This is a genomic window from Natronococcus occultus SP4 (genome assembly GCF_000328685.1).
Classification (GTDB): Archaea; Halobacteriota; Halobacteria; order Halobacteriales; family Natrialbaceae; genus Natronococcus; species Natronococcus occultus.
In genome coordinates this window covers 82,534-99,443 of sequence record NC_019974.1, presented here as the reverse complement: position 1 = coordinate 99,443, position 16,910 = coordinate 82,534, and the positions used below count along the sequence as shown (strand labels likewise).

General features: G+C 66.3%; 16 protein-coding genes. 9 read left to right on the top strand and 7 right to left on the bottom strand.

Features of this window, described 5'->3' with window-relative positions:
• Positions 1-132: 132 nt before the first annotated feature.
• Positions 133-1,392 (bottom strand): formamidase, encoded by a 1,260-nt coding sequence (gene fmdA / locus NATOC_RS00465; RefSeq protein WP_015319437.1) that lies wholly within the window; start codon positions 1,390-1,392, stop codon positions 133-135.
• A gap of 165 nt (positions 1,393-1,557) precedes the next feature.
• On the opposite strand from fmdA, the gene thsA reads away from it, so the two are divergent.
• Both thsA and NATOC_RS00455 read left to right on the top strand, forming a co-directional pair.
• Positions 1,558-3,240: a thermosome subunit alpha gene (gene thsA / locus NATOC_RS00460; protein WP_015319436.1), complete on the top strand. Its 1,683-nt coding sequence runs from the start codon at positions 1,558-1,560 to the stop codon at positions 3,238-3,240.
• Positions 3,240-3,848, top strand: a complete 609-nt coding sequence (locus NATOC_RS00455; protein WP_015319435.1) for a hypothetical protein — start codon at positions 3,240-3,242, stop codon at positions 3,846-3,848. Before thsA ends, NATOC_RS00455 begins: the two co-directional genes overlap by 1 nt.
• A 9-nt stretch (positions 3,849-3,857) precedes the next feature.
• On the opposite strand, the gene NATOC_RS00450 is transcribed toward NATOC_RS00455, so the two are convergent.
• Entirely contained in the window at positions 3,858-4,121 is a 264-nt protein-coding gene (locus NATOC_RS00450; protein WP_015319434.1) for a hypothetical protein, read from the bottom strand.
• Positions 4,122-4,231: 110 nt separating this feature from the next.
• On the opposite strand from NATOC_RS00450, the gene NATOC_RS00445 reads away from it, so the two are divergent.
• The 4 genes from NATOC_RS00445 to sufU all read left to right on the top strand — a co-directional run bounded on the left by NATOC_RS00445 (position 4,232) and on the right by sufU (position 6,426).
• Positions 4,232-4,819, top strand: coding sequence for a carboxymuconolactone decarboxylase family protein (locus NATOC_RS00445; RefSeq protein WP_015319433.1), 588 nt, complete (start codon positions 4,232-4,234; stop codon positions 4,817-4,819).
• Between the two features lie 81 nt (positions 4,820-4,900).
• Complete coding sequence (locus tag NATOC_RS00440) at positions 4,901-5,533, top strand: HD domain-containing protein (RefSeq protein ID WP_015319432.1); 633 nt, start codon at positions 4,901-4,903, stop codon at positions 5,531-5,533.
• A gap of 76 nt (positions 5,534-5,609) precedes the next feature.
• Complete coding sequence (locus NATOC_RS00435) at positions 5,610-5,888, top strand: hypothetical protein (protein ID WP_015319431.1); 279 nt, start codon at positions 5,610-5,612, stop codon at positions 5,886-5,888.
• 118 nt (positions 5,889-6,006) lie between these two features.
• The gene (sufU, locus tag NATOC_RS00430; RefSeq protein WP_015319430.1) at positions 6,007-6,426 is read left to right on the top strand and encodes a Fe-S cluster assembly sulfur transfer protein SufU; all 420 of its coding nucleotides are present in this window, start codon (positions 6,007-6,009) and stop codon (positions 6,424-6,426) included.
• 453 nt (positions 6,427-6,879) lie between these two features.
• Here sufU and radA read toward each other — a convergent pair whose 3' ends face one another.
• The 4 genes from radA to htpX all read right to left on the bottom strand — a co-directional run bounded on the left by radA (position 6,880) and on the right by htpX (position 10,875).
• The gene (gene radA / locus NATOC_RS00425; protein ID WP_015319429.1) at positions 6,880-7,911 is read right to left on the bottom strand and encodes a DNA repair and recombination protein RadA; all 1,032 of its coding nucleotides are present in this window, start codon (positions 7,909-7,911) and stop codon (positions 6,880-6,882) included.
• Between the two features lie 158 nt (positions 7,912-8,069).
• Positions 8,070-9,149 carry an outer membrane protein assembly factor BamB family protein gene (locus NATOC_RS00420; protein WP_015319428.1) on the bottom strand — a complete coding sequence of 360 codons (1,080 nt, stop codon included), beginning with the start codon at positions 9,147-9,149 and terminating at the stop codon, positions 8,070-8,072.
• Positions 9,150-9,366: 217 nt separating this feature from the next.
• Complete coding sequence (pspAB, locus tag NATOC_RS00415; protein ID WP_015319427.1) at positions 9,367-9,972, bottom strand: PspA-associated protein PspAB; 606 nt, start codon at positions 9,970-9,972, stop codon at positions 9,367-9,369.
• Positions 9,973-9,996: 24 nt separating this feature from the next.
• Positions 9,997-10,875, bottom strand: a complete 879-nt coding sequence (gene htpX / locus NATOC_RS00410; protein WP_015319426.1) for a zinc metalloprotease HtpX — start codon at positions 10,873-10,875, stop codon at positions 9,997-9,999.
• A gap of 285 nt (positions 10,876-11,160) precedes the next feature.
• Between htpX and NATOC_RS00405 the strand changes: the two genes are divergently transcribed.
• From NATOC_RS00405 to NATOC_RS00395, 3 genes are read left to right on the top strand one after another with little or no spacing between them, the layout of a single operon-like run.
• Complete coding sequence (locus NATOC_RS00405) at positions 11,161-12,606, top strand: outer membrane protein assembly factor BamB family protein (protein ID WP_015319425.1); 1,446 nt, start codon at positions 11,161-11,163, stop codon at positions 12,604-12,606.
• Positions 12,607-12,661: 55 nt separating this feature from the next.
• Entirely contained in the window at positions 12,662-13,846 is a 1,185-nt protein-coding gene (locus NATOC_RS00400) for a 60S ribosomal export protein NMD3 (protein WP_015319424.1), read from the top strand.
• Positions 13,839-15,116, top strand: a complete 1,278-nt coding sequence (locus tag NATOC_RS00395; RefSeq protein ID WP_015319423.1) for a class I SAM-dependent methyltransferase — start codon at positions 13,839-13,841, stop codon at positions 15,114-15,116. Before NATOC_RS00400 ends, NATOC_RS00395 begins: the two co-directional genes overlap by 8 nt.
• Before the next feature lie 1,027 nt (positions 15,117-16,143).
• Here the strand turns inward: NATOC_RS00395 and NATOC_RS00390 are convergent.
• Entirely contained in the window at positions 16,144-16,806 is a 663-nt protein-coding gene (locus tag NATOC_RS00390; RefSeq protein ID WP_015319421.1) for a helix-turn-helix domain-containing protein, read from the bottom strand.
• Positions 16,807-16,910 lie beyond the last annotated feature (104 nt).

Below are 16,910 nucleotides of genomic sequence, written 5' to 3'. Positions count from 1 at the left end.
CTCGTTTAAGTAGGGGCTGCTTCGATCGCCGCTCCCGAACGGATTTCCGAAGACGCGAGCGCTAGACGACGAACAGACGGGCCCCACCCAATCTACTCGGCGGAATCGATCGAAACGCCGAGGACGGCGCGGCTACGACGTCTTCGCGACGTCGCCACGGCTCTCGTCGGGGCCGCCGTCGGCCAGCCGATCGGGGTCGACGTCGAACTCGAAGATCTCCTGGGGGACCGACACCGTGACGCAGGTGTTTGGCAGATCGACGATGCCGGCGATCCGACTCTCGACGGGCGCCGTGCTCAGCAGCATGTAGGCCTGCTCGGGGGAGTAGCCGAAGTTCGTCAGGTAGTCGATGGCGTCGAGGCAGGCCCGGCGCATCCCGACGTTGGCGTTCTTGTAGTGCTGGGTGCCGTCCTCGTCGACGGAGTAGCCCTCGAAGACGACGTAGTTCGAGAAGTCCGGATCCATGTAGCCGGGCTTGAACATGGCGTAGTCGGTGCCCATCTTCTCCATTCCGTCCTTGATGACGTCGACCTTGAGGTCGATCCAGCCGGGGAACTCGATCGCGCCACAGAAGGTGATCTCGCCGTCGCCCTGCGAGAAGTGCAGGTCGCCGACGATGAAGTTCGCCCCCTCGACGAACACCGGGAGGTAGACCCGCGAGCCGCGACCGAGGTTCTTGATGTCGCAGTTACCCGCGTTCTCGCGGGGCGGGATCGTGCGCGCGGCCTTCTCCGCCGCTTCGTCGACCTGCTCGTCGTCCATATCGCCCAGCAGGACGTCGTTGGGTTCGGGCGGGAGTGCAAGCGGCGGTTCCGCCTCGCCGGTCTCGTGATTGACCGCGGTGGGGTCGTCTGGACCGCGCTCGATGAGCGCCCGCTCGCGCTCGTTCCACTCCTCGAGCAGCTCGTGGGAGGGCGCCGTTCCGAGGATACCGGGGTGGGCACAGCCGGGGAACCGGACGTCCTCGATGTGGCGCGTGCTGGCCATGACGCCGTCGAGTTCCCAGATGCTCTTGCGGGCCTCCGGGAAGTGGTCGGTGAGAAAGCCGCCGCCGTTCTCCCGGTCGAAGATCGCGTTGAACCCCCACTCGTGGTCGGGGAAGGCGCCCAGATCGAGGATGTCGACGACGAGCATATCGCCCGGCTCGGCCCCCTCGACCTCGAAGGGGCCGCTCAGGTGGTGGTTCGGGTCCAGCTCCATGTCGCGGATGTCGTTGGCGCTGTCGTCGTTGTTCACCTGTCCGCCGGTCCAGTCGAGACATTCGACGCGAACCTTCTCGCCGGGTTCGATCGACGACACCGGCGGTACGTCGGGATGCCAGCGGTTGACGATCGGATCGGGCTGTTCGTCCGGCGGTGACTCGGTATCGACCTCGAAGACGGTTTCCGGCATGATACGAGTTCACCATTGTCTCGGTCGCAGTTATAGCTGATTCAGCGTCGTTGATAGGTCCGGGTCGGACGACGGCGTCGCATTGCGACGCGGAGATTGCGGCGATCCGGAACGGGTGCGGGTTCATTTATTACGGTTCGGTCAGTACTCACGATCGGATACGATATGTCGGGGAGTAACGCGGCACACGACCGACTCGCGGTGGGTGAACGCGAGGACGTCCCGAGCCGAGCGGAGAACCTCGAGGCCGGGAAACGCCTCGCGGAGATCGTTCGGACGACGCTCGGACCGAACGGGCTGGACAAGATGCTCATCACCGACGACGGGACGGTAGCGATCACGAACGACGGCGCGAGCATCCTCGAACGGATGACGCTCTCTCATCCCGCGGCCACACTCGTTCTGGAGGTTGCGCAGGGCCAGGACACCACGGTCGGGGACGGAACGACGACGGCGGTCGTCCTCGCAGGCGGGCTGCTCGACGAGGCCGAGTCGCTGCTCGAGCGGGGCGTCTCGCCGGCGAAGATCACCGAAGGCTACCACCTCGCGGTCTCCCGGGCTGTCGAGACTCTGTCGGAGCTGACCGTTTCCGTCGACCTCGAGAACGACGAGCGACTGCGCGATATCGCCAGCACGACCGTCACGGGCAAGTGGGACGAGTCGGGCACCGCGTTCGTCGCCGACCGGGCCGTCAAGGCCGTGCGGGCGATCGAGCGCGACGGCCGCGTCGGCTTCGAGCGACTCACCAGGAAGACGATTCCGGGTGGTTCGTTCTACGACTCGGCGGTGATCGACGGACTCGTGATCGACATGGGGACGTCCTCGACGGACGTCGTCTCCCCCGAGGGAGCGCTCCCGAACCGCTACCGGGACGCGACGGTCGCGCTGATCGACGAGGCGCTCTCGATCGACACCCCGCAGGGCGTCGGCCGCGTCGACCTCGAGTCCTACGAGGAGTACGAACGGCTCAGGGAGTACGAACGCGACGTCTACGAGGAGTACGTCGATACCGTCGTCGGTGTTGGCGCCGACGTCGTCTTCTGCCAGCAGGCGATCGACGACCCCGTTCGGTACCGCCTCGCCGAGGAGGGCGTCCTCGCGGTCGAGCGAACCCAGCGCGACGAGCTCCACCGGCTGGCGCGGGCCACCGGCGGGAAACCGGTTCCCGTCGGGAGCCTAACGCGGGCGACGACCGGGACGGCCGCGAGCGTCGAGCGCCGTTCGCTCGGACCGACCGACGTCACGGTCGTCTCGGGCCTCGAGGAGCTCGGCCAGGTCTCGGCCGTGTTCCGCGGCGGCACCCAGCACGTCGCCGACGAGACGAAACGCGTCCTCGACACCTGCTTCTACGCGCTCAAACTCGCCGTCGAGGACGAGGCGGTCGTCCCCGGCGCCGGCGCCATCGAGGTGGCGCTGGCCCGCGAGCTGCGGTCGTTCGCGGCCGGACGCGACGGAACCGAACAGCTCGCCGTCGAGGCGTTCGCCGACGTCCTCGAGACGGTCCCGCGGACGCTGGCGGAGACGAGCGGGATCCGTCCGACCGACGCGTTGCTGGAGCTGCGAACCGCCCACCACGACGGCAACCACACGGCCGGGCTGGACCTCGAGACCGGGTCCGTCGTCGACGCGGCCGACCAGGGTGTCCTCGAGCCGCTGTACGTCAAGCGCCAGGCGCTCGCCTGCGCGGGCGAGGCCGCGAGCATGATCGTCCGCATCGACGACGCCGTTCCGATGGCCACACAGGTCGAGGACGCGGGTCACGACCACGACCACGATCACGGCCCCGGCGGACTGGTACGGAGCACCGAGGGATACCCGTGGGCGGTCGGTCACTCGATGGGACACTGATGACGGGGACGCTACCGGGACTCGAGGACGTCCTCGAGCTCTACGCGGCGGCTCTCGATCGGTACGGGAGCGAGCCGTTCACCCTCGGGCAAGCACAGCGGGAGCTGTCGAGCGAGGCGTCCTCGAGGCTGCTCGAACTAGGGATCGCGTACGGACTGTTCGAGTTCGACGGCGACCGCGGCGCCTACGCGGTACGGGCCGAGCCCGACGCACCGATCGAGGAGTGGCGATCGGACGCGATCGACCGCGCAGAGCGGCTCCGCGCGGCAGCGCTCGACCGAACGAGCGGGACCGATCACGCCGAGGACGGAGTCGAGACGCTGACCCACGACTCGCGGCAGTTCGCGAGTGTCGCCGTCGACGAGGACCCGACGGTCGAAGCGGTCGGCGAACGCCTCGCGGCGCTCCCGCTCGAGGAGTACGCCGGGGTCGCCCTCCGCTCGCCCGGCGAGCGCGCAAGCGCCGTCCAGCGACTCGCGGATCGGCTCTGCGAGTCGTCGGTCACCGACGAGACCTCGCTCGAGAGGCCGTTCCGGAAGGAGTCGACGGACGTCGTCGGCGCCGACAAGGACGAGCTCGAGTTCCAACTCTTTCTCGAGCGGGCGTGAGCGGTTCCCTCACTCCTCGACGGGTTCGACGGCGAAGACGGGTTCGTTGACCGTCCAGCCGCCCGACTGGAGGTTTTGGGAGAACGTCACCCGGTGGCCGTCGGGGGCCTCCGCGACGACGGCGTAGTCGTCGGTCTCGACCACCTCGTAGATCAGGTCGCGGTTGTTCACCGTCACCGCGTCGCCGGGCTCGAGTTCGTCGAACCGCTCCGTGATCTCGGCGGGCGCAAGCGAGTTCTCGTCCGCCGAACCGTCGGGTTGAGAGGACGTCATCGGTAGACGCCACTGCCGCGACCCCCTTAGTGGTTCACGTCGTTCGCCGGGTGGGGAGAGGTGTGCTGTCCACGATAAGATATAACGTGACACGCAGGTAACTCCGGGCTATGCCACTCCGACCCGAGCCGCGCGAGCCGGCGGACGTCGACGACGACCGGACCCGAGAACTGCTCGAGGACGCCGAGACGGGCTGGTACGGCGACAGTGCGTTCTTCGGCGCGATGGCCCACTGCCCGGAGCTGTTCGACCACATCGTGGCGGCGTTCGAGTCGTTCGGGCAGGGAGCGAACGTCGACACCGAGCTGCTTGAGCTGATGCGGATCAAGGTCGCCGAAACCCACCAGTGTGCCTACTGTGCGACGGTTCGGACCCTCGAGGTACGCGACGCGGTCGCACCGAAGGAGGACGCCGTCTTCGGCGAGATCGATCCCGAGGGGCTCTCCCGCCGGGAGTATCTCGCGGTCTCGCTGGCCGAAGGACTCTCGACGGACCCCCACAGGCTCTCCGACGACTTTTTCGCGGAGCTGGGCGAGGAGTTCACCGAGCAGGAGGTCGTCGAACTCCTCCTGTTCGGGAGCCTCGAGATCGGGCTCGATCGATTCTGTATCGCTCTCGAACTCCAGCCAACCGACGAGAGCGCCTACCCCGACGACGTCGAGTATCCGCTGGAGAACCCCCGCCCGAAGACGTTCTGACGGCGGAGTGCGTCCTCGTCCCCGCGGATCGGACGGGAGCGGGTCGTCGATCTTATCACGGCGTCAGCGAAAGGCGACGGTATGCTCGAGACCGTCCGCGACCGCGCCCGCCCGTACTTCGAGGACGCGCCGCCAGCCCACGACTGGCACCACGTCCAGCGGGTCGCGGCGCTGGCCGAAACCCTCGTCGCGGAGGAGTCCGCTTCCGTCGACGAACGCAGCGTCCAGCTGGCCATCGCCCTCCACGACATCGGCCGCGAGCGCGAGGATCGCGGCGAGATCGAGGATCACGCCCGCTGGGGCGCACGAAAGGGAGAAGCGATTCTCGAGGACGTCGGTGCAAGCGAGGAGACGATCGACCGCACCAAACACTGCATCCGCGCTCACCGGTACTCGAACGACGTCGAGCCCGAGACGATCGAGGCAGAGATCGTCTCCGACGCGGACAACCTCGACGCCCTCGGTGCGGTCGGGATCGCCCGCGCGTTCGCTCACGGGTCGGTGATCGGAAGTCCGCTCTACGATCCTGCCGTCCCCCCCGCCGAGGACGAGACGACGGCCGGCCGGAGCCAGTACAACCACTTCCACAAGAAGATCCTCGAGCTTCCCGAGCGGATGTACACCGACGCGGGACGGGAGCTCGCCGCCGAGCGAGCAGCGTTCGTTCGCGAGTATCTCGAACGCTTCGAGGCCGAAACGGTCGGCGAGGCGTGACGGTACGAAACAACAAAAAACACACCAAGTGTTTTTAGAGTGGATTACGTACGGGAAGGTGCCGAGGTGAGAACGAATGCACGAGAGTACTATCGGCCGTCCCGGACGGGATCCGTTCGACGCCCTGGTCGACGTTCTCGCCGCGGCGAACCGGTACGATCTCGCGCTCGGTGGAATTCCGATCGCGTTCGTGATCGCGCTGGTCGCCGCGAACGTACTCGGCATTTCGGTGCCGTACGCGCTCGCGGCCGCGGCGATCGTCGGCGTCGGCGTCATCGTCGACGTCTGTTACCTGAACCCGCCGATCGACCAGGGGTCGACCGACGGTCCCGACGAACGGTCGCCGACGAACTGACCGAACGATCCGGATGTTCTCGCATCCGATCCGGTTTTCGACGTCCTCGAGTTCCGTAGCGGCAGCTCTCGACTCCCCGGAACCCTTTTACAACCCACAGCCGTACGCGTTTCCAACGATGGGACTGGGCTCCGATATGTACCGACAGCAGATCCTCGATCACTACAAGAACCCCCGCAACTACGGGGAGCTCGAGGATCCGACCTTCACGCACGTCGGCGAGAATCCGATGTGTGGCGACGAGATCCGGATGGACGTCAGGCTCAAGGACGACGAGGAGACGATCGAGTACGTCGCCTTCTCCGGGGACGGCTGTGCGATCAGCCAGGCCTCCGCGAGCATGCTCTCGAAGGAACTCCAGGGGAAGACCGTCGACGAGTTGCTGGAGATGGATCGGGACGACGTCATCGACATGCTCGGCGTCGACATCTCCCCGATGCGGGTCAAATGCGCCGTGCTGGCCGAGAAGGTCGCCCAGGACGGCGCGGAGATCTACCGGGGCGAGCTCGACAAGGAGAAGACCTCGACCGAGGACTGAAGCTCGCTTCTCGCCCGAGGGCCTCGCTCGGACCCGTCACCGATCCAGCACAGCCGAGGCGTAACAGCGCTTCCGGGTCCTCGTAACACCTGCCCTGTATCGCAACGCGACAACCTCCCGAACCGTCGTCAGAAGCAGCGTGCAAGAGGCAGTACGCAATCCGGTTACTGAGCGGTTTTGCGCCCGATACCGACCAGTTCGTATGAGTAGGGGAGGAATCTGTCGTTCGAAAAGCGGGGAACAACGGATCACACTTCCCGGCACCGACCGCCCGACAGAACCTCCGGAGCCACCTCAGGGAATTTCTGACCGCGTTCCTCGATAACTACCGAATCGTCCGACCGACTACTGAAATCGGTCGTTCGCTCCGGAGACAGGAGCTGCGTGATTCGGGGGAGCTGAAAGCTCCCTGTGCGCTCTACGGAACGTCGACGGAAGGATCGTTCGGAGTCGCTACTCGGGCTTCAGACCGCCGTCCTCGACGCGCATAACCGCCTCGCCGTCGGCGAGGTTCGGCGCGTCGACCAGGCGGACGATCCGCTTGTTGGCCTTGGATTTCCGGAGGTAGATCCGGAACGTCGACTTGTGGCCGAGGATGTTGCCACCGATTGGCTGGGTCGGGTCACCGAAGAACGAGTCGGGGTTCGAGGCGACCTGGTTGGTGACGATGACGGCCGTGTTGTAGAGGTTCCCGACCTTGTCGAGGTCGTGGAGGTGTTTGTTGAGCTTCTGCTGGCGCTCGGCGAGCTCACCACGGCCCACGTACTCCGCACGGAAGTGGGCGGTCAGCGAGTCCACACAGAGCAGGCGGACGGGGTAGTCGGCCTCCTCGTGTTCGGCCGCGAGCTCCTTTGCCTTCTCGGCCAGCAGCATCTGGTGATTGGAGTTGAACGCCTTCGCGACGTGGATCTTGTCGAGGATGTCGTTGACGAGTTCTTCCATCGCGTCCTCGTCGCTGGGCGTCCCTTCGATCTCGCGGTCGTCCATCGTCGCCTGGAGGACGTCGTCGGGCAGCCCCCGAACCATGTCGTCGATCCGCTCGGGACGGAACGTATCCTCGCTGTCGATAAACATCGCGCTCCCGTGGAGGCCGCCGACCTCCTTGGGAAGCTGGACGTTGACGGCCATCTGGTGGGTGACCTGGGACTTCCCGGAGCCGAACTCACCGTACACTTCGGTGATCGACTGAGTTTCGATCCCGCCGCCGAGCAGGTCGTCGACCTCGTCAATGTGCCAACTCAGCTTGCCGATCTCGTTGCGCCGCTCGAGGACGGCCGAACCGGTTTCGAAGCCGCCGATGTCGGCGGCGTCGCGGGCCGCGCGGACGATATCGGCCGAGGTCGACTCGCCGACGTCAGCCGTGTTCGAGAGCTCGGAGGGAGAGGCGACGGCCAGGCTCTGGAAGGAATCGAAGCCCGCTTCGTGGAGCTTGTCTGCGGTTGCCGGTCCGACACCAGGGAGGGACTCTAGGTCTGCGTCTGGCATTACTCACCCGTTGTGGCGGACGCCCCATAAAGCCTCGTTAACAGGGAAGTGAAAGTGAAAGTGCCGGCGGGCGCCGGGTCGACTGGACAGTCCGGGTGAAAGTTTAGAAGCGAAGGCAACAGGCTACGAGGACGGGACGACAGGACGCACGGAGTGTGTTAGCGCGACTCGTCGGTCGACCACTCGAGACAGAGCAGTCGATCGTCGGCGGGAACGTACAGCCGGTTCGGGGCCAGCGCGGGCGTCCTCGCGACCTGGTCCTCGACGTCGACGTACCACAGGAGGTCGTAGTCGGTCGCTGAGACGCCGTACACTGATCCCGTCGCGTCGGCGACGCAGACGGTGTCGCCCGCGACGACCGGGCTCGCGAGGACGTCGCCGTCGAGTTCGATCCCCTTCTTCGAGAACAGCCAGCCGCGAACCTTGCGCCGACCGAAGCGGGTGTCGGTGACGTGGAGGTAGCCGTCGTCGGCGCCGACGAAGGTGGTCCCTTCCTCGGGGAGGACTGTCGCCGAGGACGTAAACGTCGCGCGGATCTCGTAGCTGAACCAGGTCTGGCCGGTTTCGGTATCGAGCGCGAGCAGCGTCCCGTCGTCGTCGACGGTGTAGACGCGGCCGTCGGCGATCGTCGGGGGCGCCGCGACGACGCCGTCGGTCGGCGCGGTCCAGGCCTCTTCGGCCTCGCCACCCGCGTCCTCGAGACAGCACACCTGCCCGTCGTCGGTCCCGACGTACACCCGCCGCCGATCGGGGTCGATCGCCGGTGCAGCCGCGACCGAGTCGGTGTCGTGGGTCCAGGCGAGGGCACCCGTTTCGCCGTCGACGGCCGACAGTCCCGCGTCGTGGGCAACGTAGAGACGGCCGTCCGCGAACGCGAGGGCGGACTCGAGCGCGGCGGGGAGTTCGGTTCGCCAGATCGGGTCGCCGGTGCCGGGATCGAGCGCGTGAACGGTTCCGTCGTCGGTCGCAGCGTAGACGCCGCCGTAGGTGACGACCGGCGTCGCGTCGATACTGTCGGTCGCCTCGAAGACCCACCGTCGGCGTCCCGTCTCGCGGTCGAACGCGTACAGGTTACCGCGCTCGCTCCCGACGAAGACGGTGTCGGTGTCGAGGACGGGCGAGCCCGCCATCCCGGCGAGTTCGACCGTCCACGACGTCGTGACGCGGTCAGGACTCTCGAGGTCGCGTCGGACACCCGAGTGTTGTGGATCCCGTTTGAACTGGTTCCAGTCGCTCACGGATCGAGCGTATCGATTCCGGTCCTATAACTGGTTCGACACGGGAAAGGGGGGAACGGAAGCGGAAGAGGGGGAGTGCGACAGGACGTGTATGGCGCAGTGGAGACGACAACTGGTGTATGGCGCAGTTGGCGTGGCGTCCTGCCGTACTCACGGATACGGGAGAGAACGCAATACCGTTGACCCCAAACAAATTTGGGGAGCGGGCGCCACGGACTCACTCCCAGGGGTGGGTCCCGCCCTCGCTGGGCCAGAGCGGGTACCAGTACTCTTTCTCGCGTTCGATCTCGAGTTCACCGTCGAGGGTTGCCTCGAGTTTGAACTCCGCGTTCGAATCCCGCTCCCGACCGGGACGGGGTGCGAACGGGTAGAACCGACCCCGGCGGAACGAGTAGATCCAGTAGGCCGGGCCGTCCTCGTTTCGGTAGGCGAACACTGCCGCGAGCAGCCGCGAGCCGTAGCCGTGTTCGATGAACGTATCCGCGGCGAAGTGGAGGCTGGTGATCAGATCCTCCGGATCCGAGTCCTCGAGGACGACCCAGTGGTAGCCGTGGTCGTCCGCCGAGACGGAGAACTCGGTGCCGGTGTCCGCCTGGCCCGCCTCGAGGATGGCCTCGACCTCGTCGACGGCCTCGCGGAAGCTGGTCGAGTCGACGCCGGAGAAACAGAGCGCGCCGACGTCCGCGGAGTCGTAGCCCAGGTCGGCCTCCATCGTGAGGTAGGCGGTGCTCATCCCGAAGAGATCGTCGGGATCGGCGTCGCGTTTCGCGTCGGACTCGGCGCGCGTGCCCAGCAGCGAGCGGATCCCGTCCAGTAGTCCCATACCCGGAGTGAGGGGCGCGCCCTCTTAGAATCCCTCCATCTCGCGCTCGAGGTCACGGAGCTGCTCGACTCGGCGCTCCGTCGATGGGTGGGTGCTGAACAGCTGGCCGACGATCCCGGACTTGATCGGGATGATGAAGAAGGCGTTCATCTCGGCCTCCTCCCGGAGGTCCTTGTCGGGCACCTTGTCGACCTCGCCCGAAATTTTCATCAGTGCGGAGGCCAGCGCCGAGGGGTTGCCGGTAATCGCCGCGGCGCCCCGATCGGCCGCGAACTCGCGGTACCGCGACAGCGCCCGGATCAGGAGGTAGCTGATGATCCAGACGACCAGCGAGACGAGGATGGCGACCATGACCCCGCCCTGATTTTTGTTTCGTCCCCCGCCTCCGAAGAAGGCTCCCCAGCGGACGATCATGAACGCGATCGTCGAGAGGAAGGAGGCGATCGTCATCACCATCATGTCGCGGTTCTTGACGTGGGCCAGTTCGTGGGCGAGGACGCCGTCGAGCTCCTCCTGGTTCAGGCTGTTCAGCAGTCCCGACGTGACCGCGACGGCGGCGTTTTTCTGGTTCCGACCCGTCGCGAAGGCGTTCGGTACCTTCGAGTCGACGACCGCCACCTTCGGTTTCGGGAGATCGGCCTGTTGGGAGAGCCGTTCGACCGACGAGTGGAGCTGCGGGTACTCGTCGGCCGAGACCGTCTTCGCACCCATACTCTTCAAGGTGAGAGTGTCGCTGAAGTAGTACTGTACGAGCGAAAACCCGCCGAAGAAGAGGGCGAACAGCACGATTCCGCCCTGCATGTAGGCGGTGAGCACCCCGGCGAAGACGATGTACAGCGCGAACAGTAAGAACATCGTCACGAACATCCGCGCGCGGAGCCCCCAGTCCGGCTGCCAGTCCATACCCGATCCGAGGGCCTCCGGCGAAATAAGTATCACCGATGTCAGTAGTCGGCACGCGTCGACGATCCTCACGGGTCGCCGTCCCAACCCCTCCGTTTCGCGTGGAAACCACCAGGCGGCGTCGTGGTCGTTCCGACGAGCCGGGCTCGTCGCCGACGTCGCCGAGCGACGGTTCGGCGGCGTCAGACGCCCGCCGTCCCCGAACGATCGATCCGAGGACGGTGTCTTCCCGGAATCGATGCGATCGGGTTTATAGGGACGGAGCATCGATACTAACTGTCACGTATGACGGGGTATGGGAGACGACGGGTGCTGCAGGCGGGCGGGTTCGTCGCCGCCGGCGTCCTCGCGTCGGGATCGGCAACCGCCGACGACAGGACGAGGACGCACCGAGGCGAGTCGACGGATCGAGGCTGGACCGCTCGCCGCGGAACCCCCGGAAACACCGGGTACAGTGCCGGAACGAGCGGTCCGCAAGACCCCGCCGTCGTCGACTGGGAGCAGGCCGGTGCCGGCGGGTCGATCGCGGTGGCCGACGGCGTTATCTACCGGACGATCGACGGCGCTGTCCATGCGTTCAGCACCGAGGACGGCGACCCGATCGCGGAGAGCGACGACGTCGGTGCGGCCGGGGCGCCGGCGATCGCCGATGGGCGGATTTACGTCGGCGGCGAGAACCTCCTGGCCTTCGAAAGCGACGAGTTCGTCGACGGAGAGGGGGAGGTCGGAACCGTCTGGCAACAGGGGTTCGACGGCGACGTTTCGGAGCCGATCGTCGCGGACGGGCGGGCGTTCGTCGTCTCCGAGGGCGCGCTCCACGCAGTCGACACCGAGGGAGGGGCGCGGCTGTGGAGCCGCAGCCCCGACGAACGGAAGCTGGTGAGCCAATCGGTCGCTGTCGCCGACGGTGCCGTCTTCACGACCGACGGGCGGTCGCTGTACGCACTCGAGGCCAACGACGGTACCGACCGGTGGGCTACCGCCGACGGCGGGTTCCGCGACCAGGTCATCGTCGCGACCGACGACGCCGTCGCGGTCCAGGTCGGTGGTCTCGACGAGGTCGCGGTCTACGAGACCGAAACCGGCGACCTTCGCTGGATCGGCGACGGGTACGCCCCGGCGCTCGCGACCGACGACCGGATCTACACGCTGGCCGAGAACGCCGTCGTCGGCTACGATCGGGAAAGCGGCGACGAGCAGTGGCGCCCCGGGCTCGAGTCGGCGATCTACGGTCCCCCCGTCGCCGACGACGAGAAGCTGTATGTCGGCATCCGGAGTCCGGACGGGGACGCCGGGATCGTCGCGCTCGATCTCGAGGACGGGATCCTCGAGTGGTCTATCGAGACCGAGGCCCACCCGCACGATCTCGCGATCGCCGACGACACCCTCTATGCCGTCGCCGACGGGCTGCTCGCGATCCGGGCCGAGTCGGCGTTCGACGACGTCGACGCAAACGAGACCGACGGCGACAACGTCACCCAGCCCGAGAACGGCAACGACACGTTCGAAACCCGGGATCCCGAGGACGTGGGCGATGACGGCGGGAACGACACCGACGACGGAAACGGCAACGGCGAACCCGAGGACGTCGACGAGGTGCTCGGCGACGACGACGACGAGGAGATACCCGGTTTCACGACGGGCGCGGGGATCGCCGGCGGTGCCGTCGTCCTCGAGTGGCTGCGACGAACCGCCGTCGACGAGTCCGTCTCGGAGCGAGAGCAGGAGTAGCAGCGACCGTACGAAGAGCGGACCGCTTAACATCCTCACTCCCCAAGCGGGGACAATGAGTGAGTCGCGTGCGTTCTGTCCCCGCTGCGGGGATCCGGTTCCCGACCGATCGGCGAGCGACGCCGAGGCGGCGACCGATCCGCTCCGCCCCGGGGCCGACGTGGAGCTCTGCGATAGTTGTTACTTCGAGGACTTCGAGTTCATCGACGCACCCGACCGGATCGACGTGCAGGTCTGTGCCCGCTGTGGCGCCGTCCACCGGGGGAACCGCTGGGTCGACGTCGGCGCGAAGGATTACACCGACATCGCCATCGAGGAGGTCAGCGAGGCGCTGGCGGTCCACGTCGACGTCGAGGACGTCGCCTGGCAGGTCGACCCCGAGCAGGTCGGCGAGAACACGATTCGGATGCACGCCTACTTCACGGGGGTCGTCCGCGGGACCCCCGTCGAGGAGCAGGTGATGGTGCCGGTGAAGATCGCCCGCCAGACCTGCAAGCGCTGCGGTCGGATCGCCGGCGACTACTACGCCAGCATCGTCCAGCTGCGCGCCGAGGACCGGACTCCGACCGACGAGGAGATCGAGCGGGTCAAGGAGATCGCGAACGTGGTCGTCGCCGACATGGAGGCGACGGGCGACCGCAACGCCTTCGTCACCGAAATGAGCGAGACCGACGACGGGCTCGACATCAAGGTCTCGACCAACAAGATCGGCAAGAAGATCGCCAACAAGGCCGTCGAGGAGTTCGGGGGCACCGTCAACGACGCCGAGACGCTGGTCACCGAGGACGAGGACGGCAACGAGGTGTATCGGGTCACCTTCGCCATCCGACTCCCGCCGTACAGGCCGGGCGACATCATCGACCTCGCGAACGACGATGGCGGACCCGTCCTCGTCCGCAGCGCCCACGGGAACCTCAAGGGGATCCGCGTGACCACGGGCGAGCGCTACGAGGCCGACTACGAGGAGGGCGCCTCCCCGGAGGCCCGCAAGCTCGGCGAGCGCAGCGAGGCCGTCGAGACGACCGTCGTCACCGTCGAGGACGACAACGCCGTCCAGGTCCTCGATCCCGACACCTTCCAGGCCAAGACCGTCGCTCGGCCGGAGTACTTCGAGCCGGCGGCCGAGACCGTCCCCGTCCTGAAGAGCCGCGAGGGGGTTCACATCCTGCCCGATCCCGACCCCGACACGGGCGACGAGGACGACGACGGATACTACGATCCCTACGAGGACGATGCCTGAGGACCCGGACGCGACCGCGGCGGCGGAGTCGCTCGAGCGTGTCGACGCGCCACTGGCAGCCGTCGTCGAGAAAGAGCGGGCGGAGACGGCCATCGAGTCGCTGCGCGCGGAGGGGGTCTACGACGACTCCCGGCGCGTCCAGGAGGTCAGCGGCGTGGTCCGAGACCACGGTGAGCGCGTCGACGATGCGGCCGAGAGGGGTCGGACCGGGAGCGAGACGGCTTCCACTGCGGGCGAGACGGCCGACGACGACGTCCCCGAGCGGATCGCGCTCCCGATCACCGACCCACCGACCGACACCCGCGTCCTCGAGGTCGTCCGCCAGCTCGAGCCCGAGTTCCGGAGCCGGGACCTCGAGGACCTGCTGGCCGAGCGGGGCTGGAGCGACGCCGACCTCGAGGCCGCGCCCGGCTCCTGGGCTGTGATCGGCTCGGTCGTCCTCGTGACGATCCCGACCGAGTGCCCCGACGAGACCGACGTCGCGGAGGCCTTGCTCGAGCTTCACGGCGAGGCCGACAGCGTACTGGCCGACGAGGGGATCGCCAACGAGGGGACGGCGGGCACCTACCGCGAACCCCGGACTCGGTTGCTCGCGGGCGAGACGGACACCGAGACGGTACACACCGAGCACGGCACCCGCTACGGACTCGACCCCTCGAGGGTGATGTTCTCGCCGGGTAACCAGGCCGAACGAGTCCGGATGGGCGAGGTCGTGAGCGCGGATCGACGATCAGCGGACGAGTCGAACGGGTCACCCGACGAGCACGTGTTCGACATGTTCGCCGGCATCGGCTACTTCACGCTCCCGATGGCCCGCTCCGGCGCGCGGGTGACCGCGACCGAGCTGAACCCGACCGCTTTCCGTTACCTCCTCGAAAACGCCGTGTTGAACGACGTCGACGACCGGGTCGACGCCTACATGGCCGACTGCCGGGACGTCGCGAGCGAGATCGAGGCCGACAGGGTTGTGATGGGGTACTACGGACGCGCGGCTGACGACGCCGAGGCGGACGACGGTAACGGCGCCAGGGCCGACGAGGCCCACGAGTTCCTCCCCGACGCCCTCGAGGCGCTCGTACCCGGTGGGGTTGTCCACTACCACGAAGCGACCCCCGAATCGCGGCTGTGGGAGCGCCCGCTCGAGCGCCTGGAGGGGGCCGCCGAGGACGCAGGCCGGGAGCTCGAGGTGCTCGACACGCGACGCGTCAAGAGTCACAGCGCGGGCGTCGCCCACGTCGTCGTCGACGCGCGGTTCGGCGACGAGGCGTGAGTCAACGCGGTTCGGCGAGTGAGCCGGGCGTGACATTCTTACTGTCGGGCTGACTGCGCGTACGTATGGACCGAAACCAGATTATCGCGCTCCTGTTTGTCGTCCTCATGGTGACCTCGATGGTCGCCTGGGGCGCGACGGCGGCGTTCTGACGGCCGCGCGCGGCTGTCGGCGTGAACCCTTCCAGCGCGGATCGAACCCACGGAACGGTTCACGGCGAACCGCTCTCGGGACGGGAATGAAATTTCGCCGTTCAGCGATACCCATGAAACTCGCGGTCGGTGCGGGGAACAGGGGAGTACACTGATCCGTCCTGTACCGCTCGAAAGCTACCTCCCGAATACGGGATCCTTGTCGAACCGATCGTCTCGTTCCGGGCGATTGTGGCCCTTATACGAAATGCAGGAGAAGACCCACGGCGTTAGCCGTGGGATGAATCCGTCACTGCTGAACCAAACCACGCTACAGTGGCAGGCCGACTCCCCAATAGTGACGTTATTTCCAGTCACCATTGTCGGTAGCTCCACGCCAGCCACAAACGGAGGGCGTGGAGGGGTAGTGTCAGTCGCCCAGAACAGCGAGGACGGTACCACGGTGTGACGTGACGGGACGAAAGGAGGGACGTTCCGAACCTGTCCGCGAGACAGGGTACAACTGGTACTGAAGCCACCTCGTGTGGCGTGAGAACTCCCCTGCTCACTCCCCGCACCGCTCCACTGGGAGTCCCACGCTGAAGCCCGCGAGTTTACTCGTGGGTAGCTGACTTCGAAATCGGTTCAAACTCGGAGGCGCCACACTCACAGCCGCTCGGCAGACCGATGGGTTGGACCGTGTTATCGGAAAACATCCATGCCGAGTAGACGCTCCCGCACTCGCTACACCGTGCGGCTACTTTCGTCCGACTCTCGGTCCCGTCGGCGTCGGTTTCCTGCGTTTGCCGGGGAGTAGTCACACGAGTATAGAGATATCTCTGACGGAAAGCATCGCAGGTTGTATTGACCACGTCGTTCTCGAATCGCAGAACGGACTACTGATCGTCCGGATGGGTGAAGGTCAACGTACTCGTGATGAGGTTCTTGTGCGCAGCGTGAAAGCGCTTCGAGAGGGCCTGCTGAGAGACGCCCATATCGTCCGCCAGTTCGCGCATCGAGATCTCTTGTGGAACCTCGTAGTAGCCTTCCTCGAGTGCGGTTACCAGGGTTTCGCGCTGTTTCGTCGTGAGATCGTACTGTGCGCTCGCCATCGGCTGTTCTTGCTCTTGCAGCTGGTTCAGTTCGAACGAGATGTCGTTCTCCTCGCAGTAGTCTTCGAACTGCGAGAGACCCTCTCGGTCGTCGAACCGCATCCGTATCTCCCAGTTTCTGTCCCTCGCGACCGCTTGCAGGATCGACGCTCCGAGCTCGACGTACGCGTACACGATCGTTTCGACGTTTTCCGTCCATTCGGCGCGATACAGGATGGCGTCGTCCGCTCGATCGATACGGGCGATATCGGTCACCGAATCGTCGTTTTGGAACGCGTCCTCGAACTCCGCGTGGTCGCCGCCGCTCACCCAGAAGTACGGCATCACTCTGTCTTCCATCGTCGCCACGACTTGCTCGATTTCGACGATCATCTGCGGGGCTTCCGTGAGGGAATGACACAGCGCGAAGTCGTCGGATTTTATCGAAAACTCGGCGACGATGCTCATGCTGATACTTGCCCTGACCTGCCAACAAACACGTGCCGGGAAGCTAATGCAGCGGCGAGCTAGCGATCAGCCAAACGCCGCTCTCCGCTCCCGCTCCGTGATCC

Bases quoted from the DNA above. Each gene is read 5' to 3' on its own strand.
- fmdA (WP_015319437.1), bottom strand. From the start codon at position 1,392: ATGCCGGAAACCGTCTTCGAGGTCGATACCGAGTCACCGCCGGACGAA.
- thsA (WP_015319436.1), top strand. From the start codon at position 1,558: ATGTCGGGGAGTAACGCGGCACACGACCGACTCGCGGTGGGTGAACGC.
- NATOC_RS00455 (WP_015319435.1), top strand. From the start codon at position 3,240: ATGACGGGGACGCTACCGGGACTCGAGGACGTCCTCGAGCTCTACGCG.
- NATOC_RS00450 (WP_015319434.1), bottom strand. From the start codon at position 4,121: ATGACGTCCTCTCAACCCGACGGTTCGGCGGACGAGAACTCGCTTGCG.
- NATOC_RS00445 (WP_015319433.1), top strand. From the start codon at position 4,232: ATGCCACTCCGACCCGAGCCGCGCGAGCCGGCGGACGTCGACGACGAC.
- NATOC_RS00440 (WP_015319432.1), top strand. From the start codon at position 4,901: ATGCTCGAGACCGTCCGCGACCGCGCCCGCCCGTACTTCGAGGACGCG.
- NATOC_RS00435 (WP_015319431.1), top strand. From the start codon at position 5,610: ATGCACGAGAGTACTATCGGCCGTCCCGGACGGGATCCGTTCGACGCC.
- sufU (WP_015319430.1), top strand. From the start codon at position 6,007: ATGGGACTGGGCTCCGATATGTACCGACAGCAGATCCTCGATCACTAC.
- radA (WP_015319429.1), bottom strand. From the start codon at position 7,911: ATGCCAGACGCAGACCTAGAGTCCCTCCCTGGTGTCGGACCGGCAACC.
- pspAB (WP_015319427.1), bottom strand. From the start codon at position 9,972: ATGGGACTACTGGACGGGATCCGCTCGCTGCTGGGCACGCGCGCCGAG.
- htpX (WP_015319426.1), bottom strand. From the start codon at position 10,875: ATGGACTGGCAGCCGGACTGGGGGCTCCGCGCGCGGATGTTCGTGACG.
- NATOC_RS00405 (WP_015319425.1), top strand. From the start codon at position 11,161: ATGACGGGGTATGGGAGACGACGGGTGCTGCAGGCGGGCGGGTTCGTC.
- NATOC_RS00400 (WP_015319424.1), top strand. From the start codon at position 12,662: ATGAGTGAGTCGCGTGCGTTCTGTCCCCGCTGCGGGGATCCGGTTCCC.
- NATOC_RS00395 (WP_015319423.1), top strand. From the start codon at position 13,839: ATGCCTGAGGACCCGGACGCGACCGCGGCGGCGGAGTCGCTCGAGCGT.
- NATOC_RS00390 (WP_015319421.1), bottom strand. From the start codon at position 16,806: ATGAGCATCGTCGCCGAGTTTTCGATAAAATCCGACGACTTCGCGCTG.